This is a genomic window from Micromonospora sp. NPDC005206, from assembly GCF_040608175.1.
In the GTDB taxonomy this organism is placed as follows: domain Bacteria; phylum Actinomycetota; class Actinomycetes; order Mycobacteriales; family Micromonosporaceae; genus Micromonospora.
This window is the reverse complement of sequence record NZ_JBEXHU010000026.1, coordinates 37,950-57,034: the sequence shown is the minus strand read 5'-3', so window position 1 is coordinate 57,034 and position 19,085 is coordinate 37,950. Positions and strand designations below refer to the sequence as shown.

Sequence of the window (19,085 nt, the reverse complement as noted above, 5' to 3'; positions counted from 1 at the left end):
GGAAGGGCCCCTTGTTATCGGATTCTGTTGTAGAAGGGCCCCTTGCCAACAGGTTTCGGGAGCTGTGGGACGAGATCGCGCCGGTCGGGCGGGACGCCGGCAGCGGCGGCTACCTGCGCTACGCGTTGACCAAGCCCGAGCTGGAGCTGCGCAGCTGGTTCCGGTCCCAGGCCGACCGGCGCGGCCTGCCGGTCACCGAGGACGGCAACGGCAACCTGTTCGCCCACTGGGGTGACCCGGAGGCCGGGGACGCGGTGCTGACCGGCAGCCACTTCGACTCGGTGCCGCACGGCGGGGCGTACGACGGGCCGCTCGGCATCGTCAGCGCGTTCCTCGCCGTGGACGAGCTGCGGGCCGCCGGCGTCACCCCGGGCCGCCCGCTGGTGCTGGCCGCGTTCGTCGAGGAGGAGGGTGCGCGCTTCGGCGTACCGTGCCTGGGGTCGCGGCTGCTCACCGGGGCGCTGCCGGCGGAACGCGCGGCCGGGCTGCGCGACGCGGCCGGGGTGAGCTTCGCCGAGGCGCTCGGCGACCAGCCGGCGGGCGCCCGCCCGGACCTGCTGGGCCGGTTCGGCGCCTTCGTGGAGCTGCACGTCGAGCAGGGCCGCGCGCTGGACGAGACGGACGCTCCGGTCGGTGTGGCCAGCGCGATCTGGCCGCACGGCCGGTGGCGCTTCGACGTGGTCGGCGAGGGCAACCACGCCGGTACGACCCGGATGGCCGACCGCCGCGACCCGATGCTCACCTACGCGTTCACCGTGCTGGCGGCCAACAAGGAGGCCCGGCTGCGCGGCGCGCACGCCACCGTGGGCCGGGTCGCCGTCGAACCGAACGCCACCAACGCCATCCCGTCGAAGGTGACCGGCTGGCTGGACGCCCGGGCCGCCGACCCGGAGACGCTGACCGGGCTGGTCGACGCGGTACGGGGCAAGCTCGCCGAGCGGGCCCGCCGCGACGGTACGGCGGTGACGGTGACCGAGGAGTCGACGACCCCGCTGGTCGCCTTCGATGGCGGGCTGGCCGGCCGGCTGGCCACGCTGCTCACGGCACCGGTGCTGCCCACCGGCGCCGGGCACGACGCCGGGGTGCTGGCCGCGCACCTGCCCACCGCGATGCTCTTCGTGCGCAACCCGACCGGGGTGTCGCACTCCCCCGCCGAGGCGGCCACCGACGTCGACTGCGCCGCCGGCGTACGGGCGCTGGCCCGGGTCCTGGAGGAGCTGACATGCCGGTGACCCGCTGGCTCGCCGAGTACGCCTGGCTGCCCGAGTACGCCGAGCCCACTCCGGACGTGCTGATCGAGACCGACGGTGAGCGGATCACCGCCGTGACGCCGCTGACCGCGGGCAGCCGACCGCCCGCCGGGGTCGAGGTGTTCGCCGACGCCAAGCCGCTGCCCGGGTTGACCCTGCCCGGACTGGCCAACGTGCACTCGCACGCGTTCCACCGGGCGCTGCGCGGGCGTACCCACGGTGGCCGGGGCGACTTCTGGAGCTGGCGGGACCGGATGTACGCCGTTGCGGACCGCCTGGACCCGGACACCTACCTCGCCCTGGCCCGGGCGGTCTACGCCGAGATGGCCCTCGCGGGGATCACCTGCGTCGGTGAGTTCCACTACCTGCACCACCGGCCCGACGGCGGCGCCTACGACGACCCGAACGCGATGGGCGAGGCGCTGGTCGAGGCCGCCGCGCACGCCGGGATCCGGCTCACCCTGCTGGACACCTGCTACCTGACCGCCGGCGTGGACGGCCGGGCCCTGGCCGGGCCGCAGCGACGCTTCGGCGACGGCGACGCGGCCCGGTGGGCCGAGCGGGTGACGGCGTTCCAGCCGACGGACGGGCACTCCCGGGTCGGCGCGGCCGTGCACTCGGTACGGGCGGTCCCCGCCGACCAGCTCGGCACGGTGGCCGACTGGGCGCGGGACCGGCGGGCGCCGCTGCACGTGCACCTCTCCGAGCAGCCCGCCGAGAACGACGAGTGCCGGGCCGTGCACGGGCGTACGCCGACCGCGCTGCTCGCCGAGCACGGCGTGCTCGGGCCGGACACCACGGCCGTGCACGCCACCCACCCGACCAGCGGTGACCTGGCGCTGCTCGGGGAGAGCAGGACCGGGGTGTGCCTGTGCCCGACCACCGAACGGGACCTCGCCGACGGGATCGGCCCGGCCCGGCGGATGGCCGAGGCGGGGATCCGGTTGAGCCTGGGCAGCGACAGCCAGGCGGTGATCGACCTCTTCGAGGAGGCCCGGGCGGTGGAGTTGGACGAGCGGCTGCGCACCCGACGCCGCGGCCACTTCACCCCGGCCGAGCTGCTGATCGCCGCCACCTCCGCCGGGCACGCCGCACTGGGCTGGGCCGACGCCGGGCGGATCGCCGTCGGCGCCCGGGCCGACCTGGTCACGGTACGGCTGGACAGCGCCCGCACCGCCGGGGTGCCGCCGGTGGGCGCGTTCTTCGCCGCCGGGGCCACGGACGTCGTACAGGTCGTCGTGGACGGGCGGGTGGTGGTGGCCGAGGGCCGGCACCTGACTGTGGACGTGCCGGCTGAACTGTCGGCCTCGATCGAGGCGGTGACTCCCACATGAGCAGCCTGCTGGTGGACAACATCGGGGAGCTGGTCACCAACGGCGCTGGCGAGGGCCCGCTGGGCATCCGCCGCAACGCGGCCGTGCTCGTCGAGGAGGGTCGGGTGGCCTGGGTCGGGCCGGCGGCGTACGCGCCGGCCGCCGACCGGCGGGTCGACGCCGACGGGGCCGCCGTGCTGCCCGGATTCGTGGACAGCCACGCACACCTGGTCTTCGCCGGGGACCGCGCCGCCGAGTTCGCCGCCCGGATGGCCGGCCAGCCGTACACCGGGGGCGGCATCCGGACCACGGTCGGCGCGACCCGGGCGGCTTCCGACGACGAGCTGCGCGCCACCGTGCGCCGGCTGCGCGGGGAGGCGCTGCGGCAGGGCACCACCACCATGGAAATCAAGAGCGGGTACGGGCTGACCGTCGCCGACGAGGCCCGCTCGCTGCGGATCGCCGCCGAGGCCAGCGCCGAGACCACCTTCCTCGGCGCGCACGTGGTGCCCGCCGAGTACGCCGACCGCCCCGACGACTACGTCGGCCTGGTCTGCGGGCCGATGCTGGCCGCCGCCGCGCCGCACGCCAAGTGGATCGACGTGTTCTGCGAGCGGGGCGCCTTCGACGTCGACCACGCCCGGGCCATCCTGGCCTGCGGGCAGGCCGCCGGGCTGGGCGTGCGGTTGCACGCCAACCAGCTCGGCCCCGGCCCCGGGGTGCTGCTCGGCGTGGAGCTGGACGCGGCGAGCGTCGACCACTGCACCCACCTCAGCGATGCCGACGTGGCCGCGCTGGCCGGCACCGCCCACACCGACGGGTCGGGGACCCGCACGGTGGCGACCCTGCTGCCCGGCGCCGAGTTCTCCACCCGCTCGCCGTACCCGGACGCCCGCCGCCTGCTCGACGCCGGCATCACCGTCGCGCTCGCCACCGACTGCAACCCCGGCTCGTCGTACACCTCGTCGATGCCGTTCTGTGTGGCGCTGGCGGTCCGCGAGATGCGGATGACCCCGGCGGAGGCGGTCCGGGCCGCGACGCTGGGCGGCGCGCGGGCGCTGCGCCGCGACGACATCGGCGTGCTCACCCCCGGCGCCCGGGCCGACCTGGTCGTCCTGGACGCGCCGTCGTACCTGCACCTGGCCTACCGGCCCGGTGTTCCACTGATCCGCCAGGTCCTGCTCAACGGAGTGCCGCAATGACGACCGTGACCATTCAGCCCACCGGGGTCTCCCCCGCCGACGTGCTCGCGGTGGCCCGCGGCACCGCCAAGGTCGTCCTCGACCCGGCCACCATCGACGCCATGGCGACCAGCCGGGCCATCGTGGACGGCATCGAGTCGTCCGGCCGCCCCGTCTACGGGGTCTCGACGGGATTCGGGGCGCTCGCCAACACGTTCGTCGCCCCGGAGCGCCGGGCCGAGCTCCAGCACGCGCTGATCCGCTCGCACGCCGCCGGGGTGGGCGCGCCGATGCCGCGCGAGGTGGTCCGGGCGATGATGCTGCTGCGGGTCCGCTCGCTCGCGCTCGGCCACTCCGGGGTCCGCCCGCTGGTCGCCGAGGCGCTGCTCGACCTTCTCAACCACGACATCACCCCCTGGGTGCCGGAGCACGGCTCGCTGGGGGCCTCCGGCGACCTGGCGCCGCTGGCGCACTGCGCGCTCGTGCTGCTCGGCGAGGGCTGGGTGCTCGGGCCGACCGGCGAGCGGCAGGACGCGGCCGACGTGCTGACCGCCGCCGGGCTCAAGCCGATCGAGCTGGCCGCCAAGGAGGGGCTGGCACTGATCAACGGCACCGACGGGATGCTCGGCATGCTGTTGATGGCCATCCACGACGCCGCGCACCTGTTCACCATGGCCGACGTCACCGCCGCGCTGGGCATCGAGGCGATGCTCGGCTCCGAGCGGCCCTTCCTGCCCGAGCTGCACGCCATCCGTCCGCACCCCGGGCAGGCGGCCTCGGCGGCGAACATCCACCGGCTGCTCCAGGACTCCCGGGTGATGGACTCGCACCGGGACGACCTGGCGCACGCCGTGCAGGACGCGTACTCGATGCGCTGCGCGCCGCAGGTGGCCGGGGCGGCCCGGGACACGCTGGAGTTCGCGCGGACGGTGGCGGCCCGCGAGCTGATCTCCGTGGTGGACAACCCGGTGGTGCTGCCGGACGGCCGGGTCGAGTCGACCGGTAACTTCCACGGGGCTCCGCTCGGCTTCGCCGCCGACTTCCTGGCCATCGCCGCCGCCGAGGTGGGCGCGATCGCCGAGCGGCGGGTGGACCGGCTGCTGGACGTCACCCGGTCCCGGGAGCTGCCGGCGTTCCTCTCCCCCGACGCCGGGGTCAACTCCGGTCTGATGATCGCCCAGTACACGGCGGCCGGGATCGTCGCGGAGAACCGCCGACTGGCCGCGCCGGCCTCGGTGGATTCCCTGCCCACCAGTGGGATGCAGGAGGACCACGTCTCGATGGGCTGGGCGGCGGCCAAGAAGCTGCGCACCGTGCTGGACAACCTGTCCAGCGTGCTCGCGGTCGAGCTGCTGGCGGCGGTACGCGGCCTTCAGCTGCGCGCCCCGCTGGTGCCGTCGCCGGCCGGCCGGGCCGCGGTGGAGGCGGTCCAGGCGTTCGCCGGCGAGCCGGGCCCGGACATCTTTCTCGCTCCGGCGATGGAGGCGGCCCGCCGTACGGTGTCCGACCGCGACCTGCGTACCGCCATCGAACGCGAGGTCGGTCCGCTGGCCTGACCATCGGCGGCCCCGATGACCGGCGTCGGGGCCTGCCAGGTCACCCGTCGAAGCGGGCTCAGCTCCTGATGACCGTCCGTCGGATCTCCGCCCAGGAGGGTAGTTCGGCGCCCGCCACGACGTCGCGCTTCGCTCGGGACCAGAACAGGACGAGAACGATCGCCTCGGACAGCACCGTCGCCCATGCGGCGCCGGCCACACCGAACAGCGGGATCGCGGTGGCCAGCGCGGCCAGGTAGGCGAGCGAGCCCAGCCCCTGATACAGCACCTTCTGCCGCACCAGGCCGCCGCTCATCAGCAGCGACTCGACACTGGCAGCGCCGAAGCGCAGGGGGATCGCCAGCGCGAGGATGGCCATCACCGGGACGGAGGTCCGGTACTCCGCGCCGAAGATCAGGGGAATGGCGTACCGGCCGACCAGCGCGACGGCGGCGCCGAGGAGCAGACCGAGACCGATCATCCCGACCGTGCCGGCGCGGTACGCGATGAGGACCGCGTTGCGGTTGGAGCGGGACCACCGGTGCAGCTTCGCCAGGAAGTACTGCTGGTAGACGATGCGCGGCAGCAGGTAGATCGCGGTCAACAGCGTCATGGGCACGGCGAGCACCGCGGCGGACTCCGAGCTCAGAAACTCGGCGGAGACGACGATGCCCAGTTGCATGCCGAGCTGGTAGAACAGGCTGCCCAGCAGGAACAGCCACGTGGCGGCGACGAGGTGGCGAGCCCGGGGTGGACGCGCCGGGCGACGGCGCACCGGAAGGTGGCCCTCCAGCGTCGCCCGCCCGTACCAGAACGGCGTGATCATCAGGACACTCATGGCCACCGTGACGGCAGCCACGAGCGCGTAGCCCAGTGCCACCATGAGCGCCGACAGCCCGAAGGACAGGGTCAGAACGGCCACGAGGAGTCGACCGACCTGCGGCGCCAGTTGCAGCGCCGCGAGTCGCCCGTAGGCGCCCTGCAACTGGAGGGCCGACCCGGACAGCGCCATCGCGACAAGCGACAGGATGATCGGGGCGAGCCCGATCCGAAGGTCACCGGTGTCGGGATCATGCCGGTCGAGCAGCCCCCACCCGACGAGCGCGACGACCAGCAGGCCGGACGTGACCGCGACCAGCGCGATGGACGGCCGTACCCAACGGAACGCCCGAGACCCCTCGCGTCCGAACCGTTGCAGCCAGAACTCGGCGACCCCGAAGATGGCCAGCGGCCCGGCCAGCGTGACCAGGGACATCACCGACATGAAGGCGCCGAAGTCCGCCTTGGGCAGGCTACGGGCGAGCAACACCTGGGTGAGGAACGCGAGCACGGTGACGCCGGCCTGGCTGATCCCGAGCAGGCCCAACTGGCGGAGGCGGCGCGCCATGCCGCTGCCGGACCGGCTGCCTGCCGGCGGGCCGGTCCGCACCTCGACTCCGGTCATCGTCCGACCATCACGCGGCCGCTCCGGCCGGCACGTGCGATCGCAACATCTCCAACTCGGCCTCCGTGCGACCCATCCACGCCTCGCGAGCCGCCGTGATCCGCCCGGCCGCGGCCGGGTCCTCGTCGATGGCCTCGCGGACGCCGGCGACCAGGGCATCGCTCTGGTTGGCGACGAGCGTGGCGAAGCTCCCGAACAGAGCCTCGGTGGTCCGGGTGCGAGACAGGACCAACGGCCGACCCGCGCTCAGCGCCTCGCACGCGCCACTGGGCTGCGTGGCGTCCCGGTCGGTCAGCACGACAACCGCGCGCGAGGCGGCGACGGCCGCCTCGTAGTCGGGGAGGTCGAGGAAGCCCAGGGTGGTGAAGTTGGGTAGGCGCTCCGCGCGCTCACGAAGCGGCGGCGGCAACCGGTGCAGTGGCGCGGTGGTCGCGAAGGTGACGTCCGGCATCGCCTCGATCGCGTCGATGAGGACGTCCATCGGCTCGTCCGGAGCGACGGTGGCCACGACGAACACCCAGCCACGTGGTGCCGCCGGCGGGATCTCCCGAAGCGGATCGTGCACGACGAGCGTACGCAGGCCCGGGAACTCCGCACGGGCGATAGCGTCGGCCTCTTCGGTGTGGGTCAGAACCAGTTGCGCCCCCCGCAGGATCGACGCGGTGCTGGGAACCCGGCGCCACCGCGACTGGAACTGCCCGTTGTGCGCGTCGACGATGTACGGAACCCGGCTGAGGTAGGGGGCCAGCGCGGACAGGTGGGGCTGCGCCTGCGCGACCACGAACGATGGCCGACGCGAGCGGAGCAGTTGGAGATCGTTCCACGTGTGGGCGACGTAGTCGAAGGGGCGAAGGATCTTCGGCGTCGCCTTGGACGGGCGCCACGCCACCTCGGCGCCCAGCGCCTCCGCCAGCACGTCGGATCGACGCTGATAACGCTTCCACGAAATGAACAGGGGGGAGCTCATTTGTGATCACCACCAGCATCGGTTGGCGCGCCGGCCGGCGTGCTCGAAAGGGGGAAGAATCTGACAAGAAGAATGAGGGAGAGGAAGAACAACCACATGAAGTACGAGTAGGAGGTCGGCTTCTGCGTGAGAGCGGAGATGACCGTCAGGACGTAGAGGATGGTCAGCATCCACCTCGCCTCGACCGCGATGGCCCGCTTCGTCACCCGCCACAGGTTGACGAAGATAATCGTCATGAGAATGAGCCCGAGCAATCCCCACACCACGAAGACGCGCAACGGATCGGCGTGGGTGTTCCAGGGTTCGTAGCCCAGCCCGATGAGCCAGACGTCCCACGGCGCGTCCTGCCACACTTCCGCTACGCGGAACCAGATCTGCCCTCGACCGTGCAGGAACTCGTCGTTGGTCGGATTGAGTGAGCCGATCTGCGTGACGAGAAAGAGCGCGCGATCCAACAGATAGGCTCCCCAACGGATCGCCGCCAGGACCACGAGGACGACGAGGACGACCGCTCCCCAGACGGCGGTGCGGAACGGCAGGTTGGAAATCTGCCGGAGGAGCTCCGGGAGCCGGCGCAGCTCGAACGCGACGATCACCAACGCCACACAGAGGATGGTGATCCGGTGTGTGCTGACGACCGCGGTGGCGGCCAGGAGCGCGACGGCGGCGTAGCGGGCCACCGGACTGACCCGTAGCCGGTCACCGGCGGCGTAGAGGATGAACACCGCGAAGATCAGGAGCCGGCCGAGGGACGCCGGATGGAAGTAACCCCCCGACGCCCGCCCGACCTTGCCGCTCATCAGGTTGAAGAAGTAGGTGTACGGGACGACGCCGACGACCTGCAGCCAGGCGATCACGGAATGCGCGACGGCGCCGAGGACCACGAGCAGCAGCACCCACCGCAGCCGTTCGACGGAGAACCAGTCCGGCTTGCGGAACATGACCGCCAACAGCATGATCGGCGCGAACCCGACCGCGAGCTGGGCGCCCTGCGTGATGACCCCGCTCTTCGGCGCGACGTCCGGACCGAAGAGCGCGACCACGTCGGCCGTGGTGAAGATCTGGAGGAAGTCCTCCCGCGCGGATATCGCCAGCAGGCCGATGATGGAGAACAGGCCGAGAACCAGCAGCGCGACGATGGAGGGCGCCAGATCCGTCGGGAAACGCTTCATCGCCACGACGATGGCGACAAAGGACCCCGCCATGAAGAGGGCGCCAATCACCGTCGCCACCATGCCGGCGTCAACGGTGTCGGCCGCGACCTTTTCGCCGAAGATGTCGAAGAATGATTTCACGCCGATCATTACCATGGCGAGTGCGGCCATGATCTGGGCTGTGGCCAACGGATAACGCCCGAGGCGCCGGCCACTGCCCTCAGTCGGGGCAGCCGCCGCCTTTCGAGGCATTATGTCCATTTCGTGATCCTCTCAGCGCCATCCCTCGGGGCACTATACGCGAGCGTCATAACCGATAGAGGTTGCCCGGGTCGACGGCGAACCGACCGGCGACCGCCACGGCACCGAGTGCGATTTCCCCTTTTTCGCCCACTTTCCGCGACCACGCCGCCGGAGCGAGAAGTCGAGGTGACCGCAATGGACTGTTCGGCTGCAACTCGCGGTGAACTTCCATGCCTGTGGGTCGCGGGCTCGGCGTTACATTGCGAGTCGTGCCGCGACACGCTCGACGAGGTGGGACCCCAGGGTTCGCGCGTAGGTCGCCGTCATGTGGTGCGTGTCGCGGTAGACGATGACGTTGCCGATCACCAGCGGACACTGGGTCGCGGTGCAGAACAGGTCGGTGAGATCGACCGTCCGCACCTTTCCGTCGGTCCGCTTCGCGGCCTCCTCGAGGGCGTCCCGGGTGCCGAGCGCCGCCTGCCGGTCGACGGCGCATCGCCTCGGATCCCCTCCGTTCGCCGCGTCGTCGACGAGACAGCTCAGGTCGGCCGAGCCGAGCCCCGGATTGTCCACCACCACGACGATCCTGGTTCCCCGCTCCAGCACCGGGCGCCACGCCTCGACGTATTTGCGGATCTGGCCGCCCGCCGCCCGGGGGTCGGCGCTCGCGTTCCGCCTCCCACTGACGATGACGAGGTCGTACTTCGGGCCGTCGCCAAGCCTCTGAGCCATCGCCTGCCGTCGCGCGTAGCACGGATCGGACTGGTCCGCGGCGTCGACCGTCGCCCAGATGCACCCGCGGGCGACGTAGGTCTCGACCGCCCAGTTCCGAGCGTCGAGCTGACCCTCGATCGCCGGAATCAGCATCGCCGCGTGCGAGTCCCCGACGAGTGCGACCCGGGTCGCGTCGGGCCGCTGCGATCCGATGCGACACGACGTGAGCGTGGCGCCCGGCTCCTGGTCGTAGCACCGGTACGCGGAGCCCGTGTCCTTGGTGAGCATCGACATCTCGGGGAACAGCTCCCGGCCGAGGGCGCCGTCCTCGCAGCGTTGCGGCTCGACTCTGGCACCCGCCCCGAGGCACGGCGTGCCCGCCGCCAACAACTGCTCGAGACGCGAGGTGTTCGCCTGGCTGCCCTGTTCGAGCAGGCGGTTTCCGGCGACGACGACGGACAGGACCAGTGCCATCGACATCGCCGCGGCCGCGTACTGCGGCCACAACCGGCGCCCGCGGGTGAACACGCCGAACCGCACCGGGTCCTCGACGAGGCGCTTGGTCAGCGCGGCCAACACCACCACACCCGCGATGACGACGAGCTTCACCGGCCAGATCATCCGGTCGCCGGTCGCCAGCTGGAAAATCACGATGGGCGGCCAGTGCCAGAGGTAGACGGAGTACGACCAGTCGCCGAACTTCTGCACCGGCGCCCAGGCCATCGGCCCGAGAGGAGACCAGCGCGGACCGGGTGCACCGGCCCAGATGGCGGCGAGCGTGCCGACGACCGGCAGCGCTGCGGCGTAACCCGGGAAGGGGGTCCCGGAATGGAGTACGAAAGCGGCGACGCCGATCAGGAGCAGGCCCAGCCAGGAGACCGCCGCCCGGGTACGCTCCCCGGCCGACCGGCCGAGCCCCGGCAGGGTCGCGAGCATCGCGCCGGCCCCGAACTCCCACGCCCGAGTGGGCGTGACGAAGTAGGCGGCGGCACTGTTCGCGGACGTCTCGTAGACGGAGTAGGCGAAGGAGGTTGCGACGATCAGGGCGAGCGTGACCCGGATCGCGCCCATCGGGTCCGTCCGCCGGAGCCGGCCGGCGATCACCACCGCGAGCACGATCAACAGGGGCCAGACCAGGTAGAACTGTTCCTCCACCGAGAGTGACCAGTAGTGCTGCACCGGCGACCGGACATTTTCCGCGGCGAGGTAGTCCACGGCGTCGTGCGCCAGTTGCCAGTTCTCGACGTAGATGGTCGCCGCCGCGATCTCTCGGAGTATCTGCGGCCAGTAGAGCTGTGGCACCCAGATGAAGACGGCCGCCGCGGTGGCGACGAGGACGAGCAGGGAAGCCGGCAACAGGCGCCGGATCCGGCGGGCCCAGAAGGCCCGGAGGCGAACCGAGCCGGATTGCCGCACCTCGCGCACGAGGTGCGCCGTGATGAGGAAGCCGCTGATCGCGAAGAAGACGTCGACGCCGACGTATCCGCCCGGGATCCGGTGCGGCCAGAAATGAAACAGCAGCACCAGGAGCACGGCAAGGGCCCGCAGTGCTTGGATCTCCGGCCGCAGCAGCCCACGAGACGTCGGCTTCGAGTCGCTCACTGTGCCTCACCACTGCGGTAGGGGTGGGGTGGCGTGTACCCGCCACACCGCCATGCACTAGCGGCGACGGCGAGGGTATACGGCCGGAACGCCCGTACTCCATCCGGGGACCGTCGGTGCGCAGGCGGTGCGCGTCAGCTCCGTACGAGCGGTCGCCGGACACAGTGGACATCGGTCACGGTGCGTCGGAACTCCCTGCTCAGGCCCGTCCCGTGGCTTGCCACAGTGACACGGTGACCCCGGTGAGCCGGACCACCCGGACCTGCTCGAACCCGGCGAGCTGCTGGCTCAGCGACGGATTCATGCCGGTGCGCTGGTCGGCCTCGGTCGACCCGCTGACCAGCCACAGCCGCTCGGCCGTGCGGAGACAGTCGCCGTTCCGGCAGGTCCGCCCGTACGTCGCGACGCCGCCGGGCCAAGCGGTGAAGACCGTGTTCAGCTCCGGCCCGTCGGCCCGGCGAAGGTAGTAGTTCACACCGTCCTGCAGTCGACTGGCGTATCCGGCATGGATCCCGACCGCGTCGCCAGCGTTGGCCTCCGCCGCGAGGACCGCCACCGCGCCCCGCAGGTCGGGCTCGCCCGGCACGACGTTTTCGCGGTTCGTCGCGTGCATCGGCAGCGCGAAGGCGGCGCAGAGCACGACCAGCAGCGCGGGCAGGACGGCCCGCCGCCAGGACGACGTCGCCGTACCGGGCGCCGGTTGGGCGTGCCGGGTCACGGTCGCGACGGCCAGCAGGCACCACGCCGGCAGGGTGAACAGCACGTACCGATGGATGAGCAGCGCCGCCACCGGTGAGATGAGCAGCAGTACATAGAACGGCGCGACCGCCCACGTGCCGAGCAGAGCGCCACGACGCCCCAGCGTCACGGCGCCGAGGAGGGCCAGCCCGATGATCAGCGCGCTGACCGTGACACTGCCCGTCACCCGCACGATCTCGTTGTTGGTGCTGTCCCAGGTGGCCTCCGGAATCCACGACACCTGCTTGGCCTGCTCGGACCCGATCCAGGCCAGGGGAAGCACGGGGATGACAGCCGCGACCGCCGCCAGGAACCAGCGCAGGATCACCCTCTTCTGACGAAGGCTCAGGACGTACACCATGTGCGCCGGCAACAGCAGCAGCGCGACCATGTGCAGCAACCCGGCCACGGCCACCACCACGGCGTACGCGAGCCACCGCAGCCACGTCGGCCGCTCCGCCGCACGCAGCATCAGCAGGGTCGCCAGCGCCACCGCGGCGGCGGCGAGAGCGTAGGGGCGCGCTTCCTGCGCGTACCGGGAGACGGTCGGCAGCACGGCGACGAGCAGACCGGCGAACAGACCGGTCGTCGGGTCGAACAGCTTGCGGCCGATGACCGCGGTCATCGCGGCGGCGAGCGCCACCGCGATGATGGACGGCATCCGCAGGGACGCCTCCGATTCGCCGAACACCGCGATCCAGCCGTGCATCAGGATGTAGTAGGGCGCGATGACCGCGTCGGTCACCTCCACCAGGCCCCGCAGCGCCCCCATTGACTTCGTCGACGCCGCCCACGTGGCGATCTCGTCGCGCCAGAGCTGCCGGCGCTCAAGGCCGTAGAGCGCGATGAGGAACGCGGCGAGGGCCGGTACGACCGGCACCGACCAGCGTGCGAGTCGATCCGTCAGGGGAGCTGAAGGGCGTGCTTCCGCGCGCGCCTCACCCGCTGCGGTCACCTCCGGCGAACTGGTGGAGGGGGCCAACTCGACCATTCGTCCTGGTCCTTTGGATCGCGCTGGGCCGGCACGGCGGCCGCCGCCCGGGATGTGGCTCGCAGCTGCGTAGCCTAGACGCCCCTGGTTGCGACCGGCCACGGGGTGCTGCCGGCCGTTGCGCGCAGGCCAGGGCGCGTCGACAGGGGTCCAGCGGTCAGAGCTGGCCGCGGTGGCGGGAGAGCCGACGTGCGGTCAGTTGGGGTTACCGGCGTGGGTCAGCGTCTCCCAGGCGAAGAAGTAGGCGGCCGGCCCCGCGGGCCGGTCGGCCTCCACCACGCGCCTGGTGTTCGGCAGGTCGAGCCCCATCCTGGTGGCGTAGTGGTTGAAGGCGATCTCGGGTGACGGCGCCAACCCGGTGACGAGCCGACCCCCGCACAGCCACGGCGGCACCGGCCTGCCCAGCTCGAAGCCGGTGTGGAACTCCAGCGCACGAGTGAGCCGCTCGCGCGCCTCGGCGTACAGGTCCCGCCCCTGGATCCACGCCGTCTCGGCGACATGCGCCGCCGCTGCGAGGCCCCACCCGGTGTGCAGAAAGTCGCGGCAGGTCTCCTGGGCGAGCCCGTCGACGAGCGGGTTCTGCCCACCCCAATAGTCGATGAGCTGCGTCTTCGTGAAGACGTCGCCGGGTGGCGCGTAGGGCAGGGGGCCGTCGCCACTGAGATAGACGTACGCCCGCAGCCGCAGCCGCCACTTCTCGACGGCCTTGAGGAACGAGGCGCGATCGTCGAGGAAGACCGAGATGCCCACCGCCGCGTCGAGCATGATCAGTTCCCAGTTCCCCGCCCTGGAGCCGTTCGTCCCGGCGAGGACCGTCGGTAGGTAGACAGTGCGGAGCATCCGCTCCGTACGGGCCAACCAATCGGGGGGCCAGCCGGTGTAGGTGTGCTTGATCAGTTCCGCGGCTCGCGCGAACGTCGCCCCGGCCCACCCCGCCTGCAGCGGCGCGTTGGCGTTGGTGTGCTCCTTGAGAACGCCCGACCACGCGTCCAGGATGTCGATGGCCTTCTCCGCGTACCTGCGGTCACGCGTGAAGGACCACATCAACGCCTGGGTGTACGCGGCCACCGCGTCCTCGGCCTCGGCGGTGCATCCGCTGTCCGGCTGGGAGTAGAAGCCGCAGTCCACGGTGGACACCGGTCGGGGGCGCCAGGACAGCTCGGCGTACTGGCTGCGCTGCATGGCGAGCCATGCCGAACGCCAGGGCTCCTCACCAGCCCTGACCTTGCGGCTCACGAAGTTCAACTGCTCGCTGCGCACCAGCACGCCAGGGTGGACGAAACCGCTGCGGGCGTCGCGCGACTCGGTCAGCGGTGGCGCCGGCGGGATGGGCTCCACGACCCACGCGCCGGCCGCCCCACCCTCCGGCGTCTTGGTCGAGAAGGCCAGGAGACCACCGCTGGCGGCCAGCAGGGCAAGACCCATCAGTGCCGCCAGCACGCCGCGCCTACCGGCCCACGCCATCCCGTCTCCCCGACCACCTGCCGATCCGGATGCCCGGACTTCCGGATTCAGTACATGCCATCGTCCGATCACCTGGCCACCCCTGGCTGCCGACCGGACTGTCCCGGTCTCAGGCCGCGGTGGGCGGCAGCACCTTGGCGATCAGCTTGGCCAGCTCGCGCAGCGCCTTGCCGCGATGGCTGACCGCGTCCTTCTCGGTCGGGGTCAGCTCGGCGTTGGTCCGGTCCTGTCCATCGCCCAGGAAGATCGGGTCGTAGCCGAATCCACCATCACCGCGCGGAGCGCGCAGCACCTGCCCGGACTGCCGGCCGTCGACGAGGTGCTCCTTGCCACCGGGCAGCACCAGCGCCACCGTGCAGACGAACGAGGCGGCCCGCTGCTCGTCGGGCACGTCAGCGATCTGATCCAGCACCAGCTGAAGGTTGGCGTGGTCGTCACCGTGCTGCCCGGACCAGCGGGCGCTGAACACCCCCGGCATCCCGTTGAGCGCGTCCACCGCGATCCCGGAGTCGTCGGCGATGGTCGGCAACCCGGTACGCCGGCAGCCCTCCCGCGCCTTGATCAGCGCGTTCTCGCCGAAGGTCAGACCGGTCTCCGGCAGTTCCGGGTACTGCTCGACGTCGTCCAGCCCGAGGAGGGCGATCCGGTGCGCGCCGAGCGCGCCGTCCAGGATCCGCTGGAGTTCGACCAGCTTCTTGCGATTGCGGGTGGCGAGCAGGACCTTGTTCATGAGAGAGCCTTCCGCTGGGCCTCGGCCAGGTCGGCGCAACCGGCGACGGCCAGGTCGAGCAGGGTGTCGAGTTGCTCCCGGGCGAACACGCCCGCCTCACCGGTGCCCTGCACCTCGACGAAATCGCCCGCGCCCGTGCAGACCACGTTCATGTCCACCTCGGCGGCCGCGTCCTCCTCGTAGCAGAGGTCGAGCCGCGCCTCGCCGGCGATGATCCCCACGCTGACCGCGGCCACCGAACGGTGCATCACGTTCTCCGGCTTCCCGGCCAACGCCTTGCGGGCGGCCAGCCAGTCCACCGCGTCGTGCAGCGCCACGTACGCCCCGGTGATCGCGGCGGTCCGGGTGCCGCCGTCGGCCTGGAGCACGTCGCAGTCGAGCACCACAGAGTTCTCGCCGAGCGCCTTCAGGTCGATGCAGGCGCGCAGGCTGCGGCCGATCAGCCGGGAGATCTCGTGGGTCCGGCCACCGACCCGACCCTTGACGCTCTCCCGGTCGGAGCGGGTGTTGGTGGCCCGGGGCAGCATCGCGTACTCGGCGGTCACCCAGCCGAGCCCGGAGCCCTTGCGCCAGCGGGGCACGCCCTCGGTGACGCTCGCCGTGCAGAGCACCCGGGTGCCGCCGAACTCGACGAGCACCGAGCCCTCCGGATGTGTGCTCCAGCCTCGGGTCAGGGTCACCGGTCGAAGTTCATCGGGCCCTCGCCCGTCAGGTCGCGCCATGCCTGCACCCTATGCGGTGCGGCGCCGCACCTGCCCCGGGGTGCCCCGACCGGACACCACCGACGGCGGCGCCCCTGCACCTCGGGCAGCGCGCTGGTCGCATCGACCACCACGTGCGGCCGGGGCGAGGTGGGTCAGACGTCGTAGCTGGCGCCGGCCCGGACCACCTCGAGCGGCCCGGTGTACGCGGCGGCGGCCGACTCCAGCGTGTGCGCCTCGCTGCCCCAGGCGGCCACCAGGTGGGTGAGCAGCAACCGGCCGACCACGGCCTTGGTCGCCGCCTCACCGGCTTCCCGGCCGGTGAGGTGCAGGTCCGGTGGGTTGTCCACGCCGTCGAGGTAGCTGGCCTCGCAGAGGAGGACGTCGGCGTTCTGGGCCAGCCGCAGCAGCGCGTCGCAGGGCGCGGTGTCCGAGGAGTAGCAGAGCGACCGACCGCCGTGCTCCAGCCGCACGCCGTACGTCTCGACGGGGTGGTTGACCCGGTCGACGGTGACCGTGAACGGGCCGATCGGGAAGGTGCCCGGTTGGAGGGCGTAGAACTGGTAGACGTCCTCCACGGAGCCGTCGTCGCCGTAGGCGGCGCTGAGCCGGTCCGGTGCGCCGGAGGGCGCGTACACCGGCAGCGCCGGGTAGGGACCGTCCGGGGCGTACCGGCGGACCACCACGTACGACACGGCGTCGAGGATGTGGTCGCAGTGCAGGTGGGTCAGGAGGATCGCGTCCGGGGCGTGCAGCCCCGCGTACCGCTGGAGGCTGGACAGCGAACCAGGGCCGAAGTCGACCAGTAGCCGGAAGCCGTCGGCCTCGACGAGGTAGGCCGAACACGGCGACTCGGGGCCGGGGAAGCTACCGGCGCAACCCAGGACGGTCAGTCGCATCAAGTTTTCTCGCTGTCACTGTCAGTAGCACCCGAGCCGGCCGTCGTCCCGGCCGTGATCTCTACCGACGCGTACGCCACGCTGCGCAGCCTACGCTGGGGTACGCGGCCGCAAGAATCATCCAATGGAACTTGTCACGAACGTGACACCTGCTCACGGCGCGGCGGGCAGCGTACGGGCCGTCGACGTGCGCATCGACGGCCCGTACGCGGAGACCAGATCGGTCACGCCCAGAGCTGCCCCTCCAGGGCGTCCTCGGCGTCGGCCAGCGTGCCGCCGTACGCGCCGGTCGACAGGTACTTCCAGCCGCCGTCGCAGACCACGAAGGCCACGTCGGCGCGGCGGCCGTCGCGGACCGCCTCATGCGCCACCGCGAGGGCGGCGTGCAGGATCGCGCCGGTGGAGAAGCCGGCGAAGATGCCCTCCACGTCGACGAGCTGCCGGGTACGCAGCACCGCGTCCCGCGTGCCGACCGAGAAGCGCCGGGAGAGCACCGAGGCGTCGTACAGCTCCGGCACGTACCCCTCGTCGATGTTGCGCAGGCCGTAGACCACCTCGCCGTAGCGCGGCTCGGCGGCCACGACCTGGATGCCGTCGACCTTCTCCCGCAGGTAGCGCCCGGTGCCCATCAGCGTGCCGGTGGTGCCCAGGCCGGCCACGAAGTGCGTGATGGTGGGCAGGTCGTGCAGCAGCTCCGGGCCGGTCGTCTCGTAGTGCGCCCGGGCGTTGGCCTCATTGCCGTACTGGTAGAGCATCACCCAGTCGGGATGCTCGGCGGCGATCTGCTTGGCGGTGGCGACGGCCTGATTGGAGCCACCCGCCGCCGGCGAGAAGATGATCTCAGCGCCGTACATCCGGAGCAGTTGGACCCGCTCGGTGGAGACGTTCTCGGGCATCACGCAGACCAGCCGGTAGCCGCGCAGCTTGGCCACCATGGCCAGCGAGATGCCGGTGTTGCCGCTAGTCGGTTCCAGGATGGTGTCACCCGTCCGGAGCCGGCCGGCCTCCTCCGCGGCGCGGACCATGAACAGCGCCGCCCGGTCCTTGATGCTGCCGGTCGGGTTCCGGTCCTCCAGCTTGGCCCAGAGCCGCACCGGCGGGGCGCCCTCGGGCACCGTCGGGGAGAGCCGGGGCAGGCCGACCAGCGGCGTGCCCCCGCAGGCGTCGAGCAGGCTGTCGTACCGCGCCATGGCGGCCGCCCTCAGCGGGCGGCGACGGCACCGCGACGGCTGTCGCGGGCTGCCGCCGTCGCGCTCTGCTGGCTGGCCACGGCGGCACTGTGCTGGCTGATCGCCGCTGCCGCCGCGAAGCCGAACGCGCCGCCGGCCACGGCCGGCAGGATGGTGATGCTGTCGCCGTCGGAGAGCTTGGCGTCCAGCGCGCCGAGGAAACGGACGTCCTCGTCGTTGACGTAGACGTTGACGAAACGGTGCAGCGTGCCAGCCTCGGTGACCAGCCGGCCCCGCAGCCCGGCGTGCCGGGAATCCAGGTCGGCGAGCAGGTCGCTCAGGGTGTCGCCGGAACCTTCGACGACCTTGGCGCCGCCGGTGTAGCTGCGCAGGATGGTGGGGATGCGAACCTCGATGGCCATGATGTCGTGCTCCTCATTCGAGTGTGCCAGGGGTGACGGGACGGAACGGGTGCGGACGCTGACGGGTCAGCGGCCGGAACACTCGTAGTCGACCGTCGCCGGGCTCTGCCCGAACATGTAGGACTGGACGGCGTGCGGGTCGACCCCAGCCGCCACGATCCGAACCGGCTCCTCGGTCACCACGCCGTCGACGATCCGGAACGACCGGATCTCCTCGGAGTCGGGCTCGCGAGTCGAGACGAGCAGGTAGTGCGCGCCCGGCTCGCCCGCGAAGGAGACGTCGGTGCGCGAGGGGTACGCCTCGGTGGCGGTGTGCGAGTGGTAGATGACAACGGGCTCCTCGTCCCGGTCGTCCATCTCCCGCCACACCCGCAGCTGCTCCATCGAGTCGAACTCGTAGAACGTCATCGACCGCGCGGCGTTGTCCATCGGGATGTGCCGGGTCGGTGTGTCGCTGCCGAGGGGACCGGCGACCACGCCGCACGCCTCGTCTGGGTGGTCCCGGCGCGCGTGGGCGACGATCGCGTCGATGATCGACCGGTCGATGCTCAGCACGTGCACCAGCCTA

16 protein-coding genes are annotated in these 19,085 nt (G+C 71.7%); 4 read left to right on the top strand and 12 right to left on the bottom strand.

Going from position 1 to position 19,085, the window contains the following annotated elements:
* Positions 1-11 precede the first annotated feature (11 nt).
* Genes ABZU69_RS31630 through hutH form a run of 4 tightly spaced genes read left to right on the top strand, consistent with a single transcriptional unit; the run spans position 12 to position 5,300 of the window.
* Positions 12-1,232, top strand: coding sequence for an allantoate amidohydrolase (locus tag ABZU69_RS31630; RefSeq protein WP_354967967.1), 1,221 nt, complete (start codon positions 12-14; stop codon positions 1,230-1,232).
* Complete coding sequence (locus ABZU69_RS31625) at positions 1,229-2,584, top strand: formimidoylglutamate deiminase (RefSeq protein WP_354967994.1); 1,356 nt, start codon at positions 1,229-1,231, stop codon at positions 2,582-2,584. Before ABZU69_RS31630 ends, ABZU69_RS31625 begins: the two co-directional genes overlap by 4 nt.
* On the top strand, positions 2,581-3,765 hold the full coding sequence (gene hutI / locus ABZU69_RS31620; protein ID WP_354967966.1) for an imidazolonepropionase: 1,185 nt from the start codon (positions 2,581-2,583) through the stop codon (positions 3,763-3,765). The genes ABZU69_RS31625 and hutI overlap by 4 nt, the downstream gene beginning before the upstream one ends.
* A complete protein-coding gene (gene hutH / locus ABZU69_RS31615) occupies positions 3,762-5,300 on the top strand; it encodes a histidine ammonia-lyase (RefSeq protein WP_354967965.1) in 1,539 nt (512 codons plus the stop codon). Before hutI ends, hutH begins: the two co-directional genes overlap by 4 nt.
* A gap of 58 nt (positions 5,301-5,358) precedes the next feature.
* Here the strand turns inward: hutH and ABZU69_RS31610 are convergent, their stop codons facing one another.
* The 12 genes from ABZU69_RS31610 to ABZU69_RS31555 all read right to left on the bottom strand — a co-directional run bounded on the left by ABZU69_RS31610 (position 5,359) and on the right by ABZU69_RS31555 (position 19,072).
* Entirely contained in the window at positions 5,359-6,723 is a 1,365-nt protein-coding gene (locus ABZU69_RS31610; RefSeq protein ID WP_354967964.1) for a polysaccharide biosynthesis C-terminal domain-containing protein, read from the bottom strand.
* Positions 6,724-6,733: 10 nt separating this feature from the next.
* Entirely contained in the window at positions 6,734-7,690 is a 957-nt protein-coding gene (locus tag ABZU69_RS31605; RefSeq protein WP_354967963.1) for a glycosyltransferase, read from the bottom strand.
* The gene (locus ABZU69_RS31600) at positions 7,687-9,015 is read right to left on the bottom strand and encodes a hypothetical protein (RefSeq protein ID WP_354967962.1); all 1,329 of its coding nucleotides are present in this window, start codon (positions 9,013-9,015) and stop codon (positions 7,687-7,689) included. Before ABZU69_RS31600 ends, ABZU69_RS31605 begins: the two co-directional genes overlap by 4 nt.
* Before the next feature lie 327 nt (positions 9,016-9,342).
* A complete protein-coding gene (locus ABZU69_RS31595) occupies positions 9,343-11,403 on the bottom strand; it encodes an acyltransferase family protein (RefSeq protein ID WP_354967961.1) in 2,061 nt (686 codons plus the stop codon).
* 199 nt (positions 11,404-11,602) lie between these two features.
* Positions 11,603-13,021, bottom strand: a complete 1,419-nt coding sequence (locus ABZU69_RS31590; RefSeq protein ID WP_354967960.1) for a glycosyltransferase family 39 protein — start codon at positions 13,019-13,021, stop codon at positions 11,603-11,605.
* Positions 13,022-13,327: 306 nt separating this feature from the next.
* A complete protein-coding gene (locus ABZU69_RS31585) occupies positions 13,328-14,596 on the bottom strand; it encodes an alginate lyase family protein (protein WP_354967959.1) in 1,269 nt (422 codons plus the stop codon).
* Between the two features lie 109 nt (positions 14,597-14,705).
* Positions 14,706-15,326, bottom strand: a complete 621-nt coding sequence (gene rdgB, locus ABZU69_RS31580) for an RdgB/HAM1 family non-canonical purine NTP pyrophosphatase (RefSeq protein ID WP_354967958.1) — start codon at positions 15,324-15,326, stop codon at positions 14,706-14,708.
* The gene (rph, locus tag ABZU69_RS31575) at positions 15,323-16,048 is read right to left on the bottom strand and encodes a ribonuclease PH (RefSeq protein WP_354967957.1); all 726 of its coding nucleotides are present in this window, start codon (positions 16,046-16,048) and stop codon (positions 15,323-15,325) included. The genes rdgB and rph overlap by 4 nt, the downstream gene beginning before the upstream one ends.
* A gap of 134 nt (positions 16,049-16,182) precedes the next feature.
* The gene (locus tag ABZU69_RS31570; protein ID WP_354967956.1) at positions 16,183-16,926 is read right to left on the bottom strand and encodes an MBL fold metallo-hydrolase; all 744 of its coding nucleotides are present in this window, start codon (positions 16,924-16,926) and stop codon (positions 16,183-16,185) included.
* Positions 16,927-17,150: 224 nt separating this feature from the next.
* A complete protein-coding gene (locus ABZU69_RS31565) occupies positions 17,151-18,116 on the bottom strand; it encodes a cysteine synthase (RefSeq protein WP_089017454.1) in 966 nt (321 codons plus the stop codon).
* An 11-nt stretch (positions 18,117-18,127) separates the two neighbouring features.
* Positions 18,128-18,517 carry a MoaD/ThiS family protein gene (locus tag ABZU69_RS31560; protein WP_354967955.1) on the bottom strand — a complete coding sequence of 130 codons (390 nt, stop codon included), beginning with the start codon at positions 18,515-18,517 and terminating at the stop codon, positions 18,128-18,130.
* A gap of 66 nt (positions 18,518-18,583) precedes the next feature.
* Positions 18,584-19,072, bottom strand: a complete 489-nt coding sequence (locus ABZU69_RS31555; protein ID WP_354967954.1) for a M67 family metallopeptidase — start codon at positions 19,070-19,072, stop codon at positions 18,584-18,586.
* Between the last annotated feature and the right edge of the window lie 13 nt (positions 19,073-19,085).